A 13,282-nucleotide genomic window follows, 5' to 3' on the forward strand; every position below is an offset into this window, starting at 1 on the left:
GGCGGCCCCGGCGAGGCGGTCAGGGGGACAGGGACGGGGGGACGGTCACGCCGTGGTCGTTGCGGAGCGCCGACAGCGCGGCGAGGTATCCCGACATTGCGTGCACGCCGGGGCCGGGAGGGACCGAGGCCGAACAGAGGTACACCCCCGGCAACGGCGTCCGGTAGGGATCGATCCTCGGCGTGGGCCGTATGAGGGCCTGGCGCAGGGTCATCGCCCCGGACGCGATGTCCCCGCCGACGTAGTTGGGGTTGTACGCCTCCATCTCCGCGGCGGAGACCCCTCGTGAGGCGATGATCGTGTCGCTGAACCCGGGGGCGTAGGTCTCGATCCGCCGGCGGATCATGTCGACCGGATCCCGGGTGTCCCCGTTGGGCACGTGGGCGTAGGCCCACACCGGGCGTCTGCCCCCCGAGGCCCGGCTCGGGTCGGTGACCGCGGGATCGACGAGGAGAACGAACGGCTCGTCGGTCCGCCGGCCGCGCGCGGTCGCCGTCTCGACGCGGAAGACCTGCTCCTGCGTGCCGCCCAGGTGCACGGTGCCCGCCCCGGCGACCTCCCGGGCCGTCCAGGGGATGGGCTCGCTGACGAGGAAGTCCGCCTTGGCCACACCCGGGGCGTAGCGGAAGCGGCGCAGTGCCCTGCGGTAGCGGGGAGGGAGCCGGTCGCCCGCGAGGCGCAGGAACCCCCGCGGGGCGACGTCGAGGAGCACCGAGCGCGCCGGCGGCAGGTCGCCGAGGTCCCTGATCTCGTGGCCGGTGCGCAGGACACCGCCGTGCGCGGTGATGTCGGCGGCGAGCGCCTCGGCGATGACTCCGCTCCCTCCCCGGGGCAGGGGCCATCCGGCATCGGTGTGCGCCAGGTGCCCCAGGAGGAGGGCGACGGCGGCGCCCGGCAGCGACGGCAGGGCACCGACCACGTGCCCCGCGACCCCGGCGAGGAGGGCCCTGGCGCCGTCCGTGACGAAGGGGCCGGTTCCCCGACCGTGTTGGAGGACGCGGCGGGCGAAGGAGAGGGCGGCGACCGGGTCGGCGGGCAGGCGCCTCAGGTCCGAGAGGAGGAGGTCGACCACGGCCCCGCTGCGCGCGACGAGCGGCGCCATGAGACGGCGCCAGCGCCGGGCGTCCTCGCCCAGCCCGGCGCAGGTGGCGTCCAGGTCGGCCGCCGCGAGCGCCGCGCGCCCGTGGGGCAGGGGGTGGGCGTAGGAGACGGCCGGCCGGAGCAGGTCCACCCCGCGCGCGACCAGGTCGAACTCCCGGAAGAAGCGTGAGGCCGCGGCCATCGGGTGGACCGCGGCGCACACGTCGTGCACGACGTCGGAGTCGAAGAGCGGGACGGTGCGCAGTCCCCCGCCGATCACGTCGTGCCGTTCGTACAGCTCGACCTTGAGTCCGGCCCGGGCGAGCGTCACCGCCGCGGCGAGACCGTTGGGACCGGTCCCCACGACCACCGCGTCGATGTCTCCCATCTCGCCCCCTCCCGCCGGGTGTGAGCCCCGGCCCGGCGCCGACGCGGGTGGGCACCGAGGCGAGGGGCCGGACGGCTCCACGGGGTCGCCTCCGCGGACCGGCGCGCCTCGTATCGCTCCCCTCAGAGTATGGACGCCCCCGCCCGCGGAGGGGAGGGCCCCGGCGCGCCCGGTGTCCGACCGCCCCTCACCGGCCCGAGCCCACTCGCGCCGGTGAGGGCCGTCATCGGGTTCATCCCGTCAGGGGCCCGGGAGCCTTCCTCACCCCCAGCCCCGGCGGATCGGACGGGAGGTCCGGGTGGTGGAACGCGGGTCCCTGGCCCGGTAGACGACGTAGGGCCGGAAGAGGTAGCCCACCGGCGCGGTGAAGGCGTGCACCAGCCGGGTGAACGGGAGGAGCGTGAACAGGGCCAGGCCGATCACCACGTGGAGTTTGAAGGCGAAGGTCGACGCCGCCATGGCCGCCACGTCGGGTTGCAGGATCCAGATGCTGCGGAACCACACCGACACGGTCTCGCGGTAGTCGTGGCCGTGGCCGCCGGTCAGATCGGCCCCGGCCGACAGCAGGGTGGTGGCCAGCCCCGCGACGATGGCCATGGTCAGCACCAGGTACATGATCTTGTCGTTGACGGTGGTGGCGCTGAACACCGGTCCGGTGGTGCGGCGCCGCCAGATCAGCAGCGCGATGCCGCCCAGGGTGCACACCCCGGCGACGATGCCCAGCGACAGCGCCGTGAGGTGGTAGGCGGACTCGGGGATGCCGACCGCCTCGGTCCAGCTCTTGGGGATGAGCAGGCCGATCACGTGGCCGACGATCACGACGAGCAGGCCGAAGTGGAACATCGGGCTGGCGATCCGCAGCAGCCGCGACTCGTACAGCTGCGAGGAGCGCGTGGTCCAACCGAACCGGTCGTAGCGGTAACGCCACACGGTCCCGCCGACCAGGACGAGGAGCACCAGGTAGGGCAGCACTCCCCACAGGGCGTAGTCCAGCCAGGTCATCGCGCACCCCCGAGGATTCCGCTGTTCACCGGGGACCCGACGCCCGGCATGCCGAGGTCGACGGGCCCGCCGTAGCCGTCGAGACCGACCGCCTCGGCGGGCGGGCCGAGGCGGGCCAGCCTGCGAACGGCCTCCTCCTGCTCGGGGCCGGGTGGCGGCAGGGTGGCGCGGACCGCGTCGAGGACGGCCGCGTAGGGGGTGGCGTACTCGTGCAGGGCGGCGCCCAGCAGGTCCAGTCCGGGCCGGAAGTAGTGCAACAGGGTCTCGCCCCATTCGGCGTCGCCGCGGGCGGCGAACTCCAGGATCACGGCGAGGTGGTCGGGCAGCTCACGCGGGGAGAGCTCCCAGCCGCATCCGGTGTAGATCTCCTTGATCGCCGCGAGCGTGTGCCCCCGCCGGCGGGTGTCGCCGTCGAGGTAGAAGGTCATGTGCGGGGTCCGTTTCCCGCGCATGTCGAACGCCTCGACGTAGTGCATCCCCAGATCCAGCGGGGACTCCGTGGCGGTGTGACGGCACAGGCCGAGCAGCGCATCGCGCGCCTGGCTCCCGGGCAGCGCCCGCAGTCCCTGTTCGACCAGCGGCAGCCGCTCGCGGAAGTCGGCGTCGGGGTAGGCCAGCAGCAGCGACGCCGCCTGGCGCAGGACCGCCGTGTCCCGCGCCGTCCCGATGGCCCGTTCCTTCTCGGCCCTCTTGGCGCGGCCCTCACCCTTCTCATTCCGTCCCCTCCTCGGCCGCTTCGGCGCCGTCCTTGCGTTTCTTGGGGAAGAGTCCTTCGGGGCGGCCCCTGCCGTCCCAGTTCAGCAGGTTCACCCGTTTCGCCGATCCCGACGGTTTCTCACCGGATTGGCGGACACGCAGCGCGTGGAAGTTCTCCACCGTCGCCGGACGCGCACGCCCCGACGCTTCTCCCCACGGCGCCGCGCCGCCCATTCCCCCCGTTCCTGGGCCTCCCTCGAAGTCCAGGCTGCACCCGACCTCCTCGATCACCCCGCGATCCGCCTCGTCCACCCCGTAGGCCGTCGGAATCACATACCGCTCGTCGTACTTGGCCACCGCCAACAGCCGGTACATCGCCTCGATCTCGGCGGTCCGCATCCCCACCGCCTCCGCGATCCCCTCGTCCACCGGCTCCCCGAGGTTCACCCGCCGCATGTGCGACCGCATCGCCGCCAACCGCCGCAACGCGCCCACCACCGGCTCCACGTCCCCCGCCGTGAACAGCTCGGCCAGGTACTCCACCGGGATCCGCAACGCCTCGATCGCCCCGAACAGGTTTCCGGCCGCCTCCCCGTCGTGGCCGGTCTCCACCAGCGCGTCCACCACCGGTGACAACGGCGGCACGTACCACACCATCGGCAACGTCCGATACTCCGGGTGCAACGGCAGCGCCACCCGGTACCGCGCCGCCAACGTGTACACCGGTGAGCGCCGCGCCGACTCCACCCACCGCTCCGCGATCCCGTCCCGCCGCGCCGCCGCGCGCACCCCCTCGTCCTCTGGGTCCAACATCACGTCCAGCTGCGCCGGGTACAGATCCCGCTCGTCGGCCACCGCCGCGGCCTGTCCGACCCGCTCGGCGTCATAGAGCACCACGCCCAAATACCGCAGCCGGCCCACGCACGTCTCCGAGCAGACCGTGGGCAGCCCCACCTCCACCCGCGGATAACACAACGTGCACTTCTCGGCCTTGCCGGTCTTGTGGTTGAAGTACACCTTCTTGTACGGACAGCCCGTCACGCACATCCGCCACCCTCGGCACCGGTCCTGATCGACTAGGACGATGCCGTCCTCGCTGCGCTTGTACAGCGCCCCACTGGGACACGAGGCCACACACGACGGATTCAGGCAGTGCTCACAGATCCGCGGCAGGTAGAACATGAAGGACTCCTCGAAGGAGAACCGCACCTTCTCCCCCAACCGCCGCGCCAACGGGTCCCCGCCCGCCACCTCCGGCCCACCGCCGAGGTTGTCGTCCCAGTTGGCGCTCCACTCGATGTTCATCGGCTCGCCGCTGATCAACGACCGCGGCCGGGCCACCGGCATGTCATCGCCCAACGGTGCCACGATCAGGTTCTCGTAGTCGTAGGTCCACGGCTCGTAGTAGTCCTGAATCGACGGCATCAACGGATTGGCGAAGATCGTGGCCAGCTTGTGCAACCGGCCCCCCGCTCTGGGCACCAGTCGGCCCGATCCCGTGCGCCGCCACCCGCCCCGCCACCGCTCCTGGTCCTCGTACTGGCGCGGATAGCCCTGCCCGGGCCGGGTCTCCACGTTGTTGAACCACACGTACTCCACACCACTGCGGTTGGTCCACGCCTGCTTGCACGTCACCGAACACGTGTGGCACCCGATGCACTTGTCCAGATTCATCACCATCGCGACCTGGGCCATCACCCGCCCGATCGGCCGCCCCGCGCCATCGCGAATCTCCATCGTCTCCTCACCTCGTCAGCTCGTTCGTGGTCGGCCGGCATCCCGCCACACGGCCGTGCCGTGGATCGGCGACACACCGACCGCGTGTCACCGTCGCGCCCCGTGTCCTCTTTCCGACCGCCGCTCTGGTCTGCTCCGGACCGGCGTCAGTACCTCACCTCGGCGACCCGCTTACGCACGACCGTCACTTCGTCGCGCTGGTTGCCGGTGGGGCCGATGTAGTTGAACCCGTAGGCGAACTGGGCGTAGCCGCCGATGAGATGGGTCGGTTTGACGAGGAGGCGGGTGAGGGAGTTGTGGATGCCGCCGCGCCGGCCGGTCGTCTCGGTCTTCGGCACCGCGACCAGCCGTTCCTGGGCGTGGTACATGTAGACGGTTCCGGCGGGCATGCGGTGGGAGACCACGAGACGGGCCGCGACCACCCCGTTGCGGTTGACCGCCTCGACCCAGTCGTTGTCACGGGCCCCGATCACCTCGGCGTCGGCCGGGCTCATCCAGATCGTCGGCCCGCCCCGTGACAACGTCAGCATCAACAGGTTGTCCTGGTACTCCGAATGGATCGACCACTTCGAATGCGGGGTCAGGTAGCGCACCGTCACCTCGCGCTGCCCCCGCGGCCCCAGCTCCGGCTCCCCGAACAGCCGGTGGGCGTCCAACGGCGGCCGGTACACCGGCAGCACCTCACCGAACTCGCGCATCCACTCGTGGTCCAGGTAGAAGTGCTGGCGTCCGGTCAGGGTGTGCCACGGCTTGTCGTGCTCGACGTTGATGGTGAACGGCGCGTATCGCCGATCCACCGCCTCCTTGCCCGACCACTCCGGACTGGCCCCCACCGGCGTGGGCCGGGTCCGGGTGTCGGCGAACACCACCCTCCGCTCCCGTCCGCCCTCGATCAACTCCGACAGGTCGGTCCCGGTGCGCTCGGCCAGCCGCTCGAACCCCTGCGACGCCAGCCGGCCGTTGCTCGTCCCCGACAACGCCAGGATCATTTCGCACACCTTGACGTCGGTGTCCAGCAGCGGGCGCCCATCGGCGACACCACCGCTGACGACGCCGTTGCGCTGCCCCAGCCAGGCGATCTCCTTGTCGGGGGTGAACGACACCCCCTTCACCGGGAGCCCCTTGGTCTCGGCCAATGGGCCGACGGCCGCCATCTTCTCCGCGACGGCCGGGTAGTCGCGCTCGACCGGGATCAGGTCGGGCATGGTCCGGCCGGGAACGGGGATCTGCCCGTCCCGTTTCCAGTCGGGGGCGGTTCCGCCGGGTTGGGCCAGCTCGCCCGGGGTGTCGTGCTGGGGCGGCACCGCCACCACATCGGTCACCACGCCCAGATGCCGCTCCGCCAGCTCGCTGAACCGCTTGGCGATCGCGTGGAAGGCGTCGAAGTCGGTGCGCGCCTGCCAGGGCGGGTCGATCGCCGGGGCGAACGCGTGCACGAACGGGTGCATGTCCGTGGTCGACAGGTCGTACTTCTCGTACCAGGTCGCCGCCGGCAGCACGACGTCGGACAACAGCGTCGTGCTGGTCATCCGGAAGTCCAACGAGACCAGCAGGTCCAACTTGCCCTGGGGCGCCTCGTCCCGCCACACCACTTCCGAGGGCCGTGACCCCGGTCCCGCCTCGGCCCCCTGCACCGCCGAATCCGCGCCCAGCAGGTGCCGCAGGAAGTACTCGTTGCCCTTGGCCGAGGATCCCAGCAGGTTCGCCCGCCACACCGTCAACACCCGCGGCCAGTTCTCCGGCGCGTCCGGGTCCTCCGCCGCGAACCGCAGTTTCCCGGAACCGAGCTGGTCCACCACGTACTCGGCGGGATCGCGTCCCGCGGCCTTGGCCTCCTTCCCGAGCTCGATGGGGTTGCGGTCGAAGGTGGGGTAGGAGGGCATCCAGCCCATCCGCGCCGAGGCCGCCACCAGATCGGCGGTGTGCCTGCCCGCGAGCCTGCCCGGCCCGGTCGGCGCGGTCAGGGCGTCGGCGTCATAGGCGTCGTAACGCCACTGGTCGGTGTGCATGTACCAGTAGGCCGTGCCCGGCATGAAGCGCGGCGGCCGGGTCCAGTCGGAGGCCGCGGCATAGGTGGCCCAGCCGGTGTGGGTGCGGCACTTCTCCTGGCCCACGTAGTGCGCCCACCCTCCTCCGTTCACCCCCTGACAGCCGGTCAGCAGCAGCAACGTGAGGAACGCCCGATACATCGTGTCGCCGTGGAACCACTGGTTCACCCCGGCGCCCAGGATGATCATCGCCCGCCCGCCCGACCGCTCGGCCGTGTCGGCGAACTCCCGCGCGATCCGCACCGCCGTGGCCGCCGGAACCGAGGTGATCTCCTCCTGCCACGCCGGCGTGTAGGGCAGCGAGGCGTCGTCGTAGTCCCGTGGCCACTCCCCCGGCAGCCCCGCGCGCCCCACCCCGTACTGGGCCAGCAGCAGATCGAACACCGTGGTCACCGCTTTTCCGCCGATCCGGCGGATCGGGACGCCCCGGGCGATGACCCGCCCGGCTCCCGGCGGTGTCGACGCGCCCGTGGTCTCGTCGGCCTCGTCGAGGTCGAATCGGGGGAGGAGCACCTCCACCGCCTCGGCCCCCTCCCGGCCATGGAAGCTCAGCAGTGGGTCCCGTCCCTGCAGGTCCAGATTCCACCGCCCCCGCCCGGCCTCCCCCCACCGGTGTCCCAACGTCCCGTTCGGCGCCACCACCTCCCCCGACGCCTCGTCCACGAACACCGGCTTCCACGTCCCGTCCGGGTCCCCGGGCGGCGCCCCGGCCACCCCTTCCACATCCGCCGCCGTCACGAACCGTCCGGGCACCCACCTCCCGTCCTGCTCGTCCAGGGCCACCAGGAACGGCAGGTCGGTGTACTTCTTCACATACGACTCGAATGCCGGGGTCCGCTTCTCCACGAACCGCTCCCGCAGCACCACGTGCCCCATCGCCATCGCCAGCGCCCCGTCGGTCCCCGGATGTGGCGCCAGCCACTCGTCGGCGAACTTCGACGCGTCGCTGTAATCCGGCGACACCACCACGACCTTCTGCCCCCGATACCGCGCCTCGGCCATCCAGTGCGCATCCGGCGTGCGCGTCACCGGCACGTTGGACCCCCACACCACCAGATAGGCCGCGTCCCACCAGTCGCCCGACTCCGGCACGTCCGTCTGGTCCCCGAACACCTGCGGCGACGCCACCGGCAGATCCGCGTACCAGTCATAGAACGACAACATCGACCCGCCCAGCAGGTTCACGAACCGCGCCCCCACCCCCTGCGACACCTGCGACATCGCCGGAATCGGTGAGAACCCCGCCACCCGGTCCGGACCGAACTCCCGGATCGTGTGCACATGGGCCGCCGCCACCATCTCCACGGCCTCCTCCCAGGAGACCCGGACCAGTCCCCCCTTGCCCCGCGCCCCCTGGTAGCGCCGGCGCCGTACCGGATCGGCCGTGATCTCCGCCCACGCCGCCACCGGGTCCCCCGACCGCGCCCGCGCCTCCCGGAACATCTCCACCAGCACCCCGCGCGCATACGGATAGCGCACCCGCGTCGGCGAGTACGTGTACCAGGAGAACGCCGCCCCCCGCGGGCACCCCCGCGGCTCATACTCCGGGCGGTCCGGCCCCACCGACGGATAATCCGTGGCCTGCGTCTCCCACGTGATAATCCCGTCCTTCACATATACATTCCACGAACACGACCCCGTGCAATTCACCCCATGCGTCGACCGCACGACCTTGTCATGGCTCCATCGATCACGATAGAAAACGTCACCCTCGCGACCTCCGTCCTTAAAAACGACCCGAAGGTCCCTTGATGACTTCGACCTTGTCAGATAAACCCCGGCCTTGAGCAGAAGATCCGCAGGATCACCGCTCTGTCCTGGTTCTTTACCGGTTCCACGCATAAGGCTTTCCCCGTTTCTCGGCAGACGGAAGGCAACGGTAAACAGGCCGCAAGCAGTTCTCAAAGAAGAAGACGACCGGTCTCGCTCACAAACTACTCCCCGAACACGGAGACTCGCATTTGGGGGGTGATCACTTCCCTCGCGAATACAGGTCTAGAGTAAGCCTCGACCGATTACTTAGGGGGTTACCGATGCCGAGGAAGTCACGGGAAACGAAGAACCCCGTCTATCGGCGGGGTTCTGCCGGGGGCAATCTGGCGGTGGCGACGCTGGCTTTCGCCATCACCTTCTGGGCCTGGAACCTCATCGGCCCCCTCGCCGGCACCTACACCCGGCGTCTGGACCTCTCCCCCACCCAGACCTCCCTCCTCATCGCCATCCCCGTCCTGGTCGGCTCCCTCGGCCGCATCCCCGTCGGGGCTCTCACCGACCGCTACGGCGGACGCGTGATGTTCACCGCCACCACCCTCGTCAGCATCGTTCCCGTCCTCCTCCTCGCCCTGCCCATCACCTCCTATCCCCTGCTGCTCACCTGGGGACTTCTCCTCGGCATCGCCGGCACGACCTTCGCCATCGGCATCCCCTTCGTCAACGCCTGGCACCCGCCCCACCGCCGCGGTTACGCCACCGGGGTCTTCGGCGCCGGGATGGGCGGCACCGCCGTCTCCGCCTTCCTCACCCCCCATCTCGCCAACACGCTCGGCACCACCGCCACCCACCTGCTCATCGCCGCCCTGCTCGCCCTCACCGCCCTGGCCACCTATCTCTTCGCCCGCGACGCTCCCACCTGGACCCCCAACACCGCTCCCCTCACCCCCCGTCTCAAGGACGCCCTCCGTCTCCCCGCCACCTGGCAGACCTCCGCCCTCTACGCCCTCGCCTTCGGCGGCTTCGTCGCCTTCTCCACCTACCTGCCCACCCTCCTGCAGACCGCCTACCACTTCGCCCAGACCGACGCCGGCCTGCGCACCGCCGGTTTCTCCATCGCCGCCGTCGCCGCCCGGCCGCTCGGCGGCGTCCTCGCCGACCGCATCGGCCCCGTCCGCGTCTGCCTCGTCTCCTTCGTCGGCACCGCCCTGCTCGCCATCGTCTTGGCCCTGCACCCACCGGCCGAGCTGCCCGCCGGCATCGCCTTCGTCCTCACCGCCTTCGTCCTGGGGCTGGGCACCGGTGGCATCTTCGCGCTGCTGCCCCGCCTGGTCCCCTCCACCCAGGTCGGCACCGTCACCGGCCTCGTCGGCGCCGCCGGCGGCCTCGGCGGTTACTTCCCGCCCCTGGTCATGGGCGTCGTCTACCAGGCCACCGGTGCCTACACCATCGGTTTCGCCCTCTTGGCCGCCGTCGCCCTCGCCACCGCCGTCTACACCGCCCGGACCTTCCGCCGTGTCGAGGTGGGGAACACCTGACCCCTCGCCTCAGGCGACGTCCCAGGATCGGAGCCCTCTCGGCACCCCCGAGAGGGCTCCGTGGTCTCCGGACCGCGCGCGGATTCGGCCGATGGCGTCACCGAGGTGACGGGCGCGCTGGGCAACGGCCTCCTGCCTCCTCCGTGAGCGCCCCAGCCAGGTGGGGGCCGTCCTCCCGATCCCACCGTCCGGCCTTCGCCGGCCACGGGACGCGCTCTCCACGACCTGCCCCGGCGCGGGCGGCTCCGTGGACGGCGGTGTGCATGTCGACGTGGACGGGGAGGCGGCCGCGGTCCTCCAGGAGGCCCCGGCCTCCTCGCCGATGCCGCGCCGGACGATGGCCGCCGCTGGGAGGAGCGATCCGGGGACGGCCCGCCACAACCGCGTCGGAGCGTGGGCGAGACCCCCGCCTCTTCGGACGAGGCCGGCGTGCCGGCCCCGGTGGCCGGGGCCCGCCCTCTGCCGCCCTGCGGAAGAGGGTCGACGAGGGGCCGCGGCCGGTGTGGGGGAGGCGGCCGTTCTGCGTGGCGAACGTCTCGCGGGCCCCGTGGCGGGGACGCTCGCGGCCACGCCCATCCGCGTCGGTTCGGCTCGCGGCCACGCCACTTCGCCGTCTCCCACGGGCGATCGCCCGACCGGGGAACAGGCGCGCGTCCGCCACCACCGGATCAGTCCTCCTTAACAAGGAGGTCGAAACCCGTCAATGGTTTCCCCAACTCCCCTTTACCCTTGTCACATGGGCGCAGGACTCTTCCCCGACGACTCCCCTCTCCTCCAGATCAACCGCGAGGCCGCCGTCCTGGGCGCGGCGGGATACGCGATCCTGCTCCAGGTGGCGCACCCGTCCGTCGGGCGGGGCGTACACGAGCACAGCGACTTCGCCGAACGCCCCCTGGACCGGCTCCGGGGAACGCTCACCTTCGTCTACGGCACGGTCTTCGGAACGGCCGACGAGGCCGAACGCGTCTCCCGGATCGTCCGCGCCCGGCACGTCCGGGTCAACGGCGACGGCTACCGGGCCCTCGACCCCGACCTCCAGGTGTGGGTGGCCGCCACCCTCTATGAGGGCTCGCTGCGGATGTACGAACTACTCGTGGGTCCCCTCTCCGCCGCGGAGAAGGAGGTCGCCTGCGCGCAGGCGTCGATCTTCGCGACGGCGCTGGGCTGTCCGGCCGAGCACTGGCCCAAGGACCTCGACGCCTTCACCGAGTACTGGCGGCACACGGTCGACACGGTCGAGGTCACCGACGCCGCGCGGCACATCACCCGTTCCCTGTTCAACCCGCCGAACCCGCTGCTCCGCGCCGCCGCGCGGGCACAGCGCTTCCTCGCCGCGGGCCTGCTGCCACCCCGGATCCGCGACGCCCTCGGCCTGGAGTGGGGGGCGACCCAGCAACGGCGGTTCGACCGGCTCGTCTATGTGACCCGTGTGGTCTACCCCCGGCTGCCACGCGCGCTCCGTCACCTCCCCAAGGACCTGTGCCTGTGGGACATGCGCCGTCAGATCGCGCGCAACCGTCTCTACGTCCGCCCCAGCGGTCGGCGTCGCCCGCCGGCCGTCACCGGGCGACGTCTCCGTTCCCCTCGCGCGTTGGGCGCCGCGTCCCGTCCTCGTCGCGGCCGCACCGCCCGGGTCCCACGCGACAGGGGCGTCACACGATAATCGTGGGGTAGGACCGAGCAGCGGACGCACTCACCCGATCGGGAGGTATTTCGTGGCCAAGGCGCCATCCCCGTACGACTTCCTACCTGAGGTTCCGTCGTTCACCGTGACCAGCACGGACGTCTCCGACGGAACGACCCTGCCCAAGGCCCAGGTCAGCGGGATCATGGGGGCCGGAGGCGAGGACGTCTCCCCCCATCTGACGTGGAGCGGTTTCCCCGAGGGCACCAAGAGCTTCGCCGTCACCTGCTTCGACCCCGACGCGCCGACGGGCAGCGGTTTTTGGCACTGGGCGGTCTGCGACATCCCCGTGGGGGTCACGGAGCTGCCCGCGGGCGCCGGCGGCGAGGACCGCGCCGGTCTGCCCGAGAGCGCGATCACGCTGCGCAACGACGCCGGGAGCAGGCGCTACATCGGTGCCGCGCCGCCGGCCGGCCACGGCCCGCACCGGTACTTCTTCGCGGTGCACGCGCTCGACGTCGAGTCGCTGGGCATCGACGAGACCGCCACGCCCGCCTATCTCGGCTTCAACCTCTTCTTCCACACCCTCGGCCGGGCGATCGTGACCCCGGTCTACGAACAGTCCTGAGGCCGTCGCGGGGAGGGTTCCCGTCCCGACGGGTCCCTCCCCCTGCCGTCCGGACACGGCGCCCTAAGCTGGTCCCGCCCCACCCTTGGACGAGGCAGGAGATCATATGGGCGTCCCGGCCGAAGACGGCTCCATCACCACGGTGCTGTTCGACTACGGCGAGGTCATTTCCGTTCCGCCCCCGCCCGAGGTCCGGTCCGCGTTGGAGCGCCTCAGTGGCGCCACGGCCGAGGACTTCTGGGCGGCCTACTGGGCCGAACGGCGGCCCTATGACGCCGGCCTGTCCTCCGCGGAGTACTGGGACCGGGTCGCCGCCCGGATCGGCGCCGACTGGGACGCGGCGCGCCGCCAGGAGCTGTGGGCGACCGACGTCGGTGGCTGGCTGTACGCCTTCCCGCCCAGTGTGGCGCTGATCCACCGGCTCGCCGACCGCGGGGTCCGGCTCGCGCTGTTGTCCAACGCCCCCTCCGACATCGCCGGTGCGCTGCGCGCCTCCCCCCTGCTGGAACGTTTCGACGCCCTGTTCTTCAGCTGCGATCTCGGCATGTGCAAGCCGGATCCGGAGGTCTACCATCGCGTCCTCGCCGACCTCGACGCCGATCCCGCGGAGGTCGCGTTCATCGACGACCGCGAGGAGAACGTGCTAGCGGCCAAGCGAATCGGCATCGACGCACACCACTTCGGCGGCATCACCGACCTGGAGTCCTTCCTCATCGATCGAATCGGAACCTTCTGAGCCGAGGGGCGCACGCGCGAGCGGGCCGACCGGTTGTCTTGGAAACCGGAACCGGCCAGCCCCTCGGAGTGCGCTGAGCAGGGGCTTACCCTCGG

9 protein-coding genes are annotated in these 13,282 nt (G+C 71.3%); 4 read left to right on the forward strand and 5 right to left on the reverse strand.

The features are described 5' to 3' along the window. Positions 1-19 precede the first annotated feature (19 nt). The 5 genes from B5D66_RS17985 to B5D66_RS18005 form a co-directional block, all read right to left on the reverse strand. Positions 20-1,468 carry a phytoene desaturase family protein gene (locus B5D66_RS17985; RefSeq protein WP_078762932.1) on the reverse strand — a complete coding sequence of 483 codons (1,449 nt, stop codon included), beginning with the start codon at positions 1,466-1,468 and terminating at the stop codon, positions 20-22. A gap of 261 nt (positions 1,469-1,729) precedes the next feature. Continuing rightward, positions 1,730-2,470 (reverse strand): respiratory nitrate reductase subunit gamma, encoded by a 741-nt coding sequence (gene narI / locus B5D66_RS17990; protein ID WP_078762933.1) that lies wholly within the window; start codon positions 2,468-2,470, stop codon positions 1,730-1,732. Further along, a complete protein-coding gene (gene narJ / locus B5D66_RS17995) occupies positions 2,467-3,138 on the reverse strand; it encodes a nitrate reductase molybdenum cofactor assembly chaperone (protein ID WP_078762934.1) in 672 nt (223 codons plus the stop codon). Before narJ ends, narI begins: the two co-directional genes overlap by 4 nt. Before the next feature lie 43 nt (positions 3,139-3,181). Then, complete coding sequence (gene narH / locus B5D66_RS18000) at positions 3,182-4,903, reverse strand: nitrate reductase subunit beta (RefSeq protein WP_235001078.1); 1,722 nt, start codon at positions 4,901-4,903, stop codon at positions 3,182-3,184. A gap of 146 nt (positions 4,904-5,049) precedes the next feature. Further along, positions 5,050-8,793, reverse strand: coding sequence for a nitrate reductase subunit alpha (locus B5D66_RS18005; RefSeq protein ID WP_078762935.1), 3,744 nt, complete (start codon positions 8,791-8,793; stop codon positions 5,050-5,052). Between the two features lie 191 nt (positions 8,794-8,984). Between B5D66_RS18005 and B5D66_RS18010 the strand changes: the two genes are divergently transcribed. The 4 genes from B5D66_RS18010 (at position 8,985) to B5D66_RS18030 (ending at position 13,187) form a co-directional block, all read left to right on the forward strand. Beyond that, entirely contained in the window at positions 8,985-10,199 is a 1,215-nt protein-coding gene (locus B5D66_RS18010; RefSeq protein WP_078762936.1) for an MFS transporter, read from the forward strand. A 736-nt stretch (positions 10,200-10,935) separates the two neighbouring features. Next, on the forward strand, positions 10,936-11,862 hold the full coding sequence (locus B5D66_RS18020) for an oxygenase MpaB family protein (RefSeq protein WP_078762938.1): 927 nt from the start codon (positions 10,936-10,938) through the stop codon (positions 11,860-11,862). A 52-nt stretch (positions 11,863-11,914) separates the two neighbouring features. After that, a complete protein-coding gene (locus B5D66_RS18025) occupies positions 11,915-12,451 on the forward strand; it encodes a YbhB/YbcL family Raf kinase inhibitor-like protein (RefSeq protein ID WP_078762939.1) in 537 nt (178 codons plus the stop codon). A gap of 106 nt (positions 12,452-12,557) precedes the next feature. After that, entirely contained in the window at positions 12,558-13,187 is a 630-nt protein-coding gene (locus B5D66_RS18030) for an HAD family hydrolase (protein WP_078762940.1), read from the forward strand. Positions 13,188-13,282 lie beyond the last annotated feature (95 nt).

Origin of the sequence: Marinactinospora thermotolerans DSM 45154 (genome assembly GCF_900167435.1) — a bacterium.
GTDB classification, from domain to species: domain Bacteria; phylum Actinomycetota; class Actinomycetes; order Streptosporangiales; family Streptosporangiaceae; genus Marinactinospora; species Marinactinospora thermotolerans.

Excerpts from the sequence above, each read along its gene's own strand:
- B5D66_RS17985 (WP_078762932.1), bottom strand. The coding sequence starts at position 1,468 with ATGGGAGACATCGACGCGGTGGTCGTGGGGACCGGTCCCAACGGTCTC.
- narI (WP_078762933.1), bottom strand. The coding sequence starts at position 2,470 with ATGACCTGGCTGGACTACGCCCTGTGGGGAGTGCTGCCCTACCTGGTG.
- narH (WP_235001078.1), bottom strand. The coding sequence starts at position 4,903 with ATGGAGATTCGCGATGGCGCGGGGCGGCCGATCGGGCGGGTGATGGCC.
- B5D66_RS18005 (WP_078762935.1), bottom strand. The coding sequence starts at position 8,793 with ATGCGTGGAACCGGTAAAGAACCAGGACAGAGCGGTGATCCTGCGGAT.
- B5D66_RS18010 (WP_078762936.1), top strand. The coding sequence starts at position 8,985 with ATGCCGAGGAAGTCACGGGAAACGAAGAACCCCGTCTATCGGCGGGGT.
- B5D66_RS18020 (WP_078762938.1), top strand. The coding sequence starts at position 10,936 with ATGGGCGCAGGACTCTTCCCCGACGACTCCCCTCTCCTCCAGATCAAC.
- B5D66_RS18030 (WP_078762940.1), top strand. The coding sequence starts at position 12,558 with ATGGGCGTCCCGGCCGAAGACGGCTCCATCACCACGGTGCTGTTCGAC.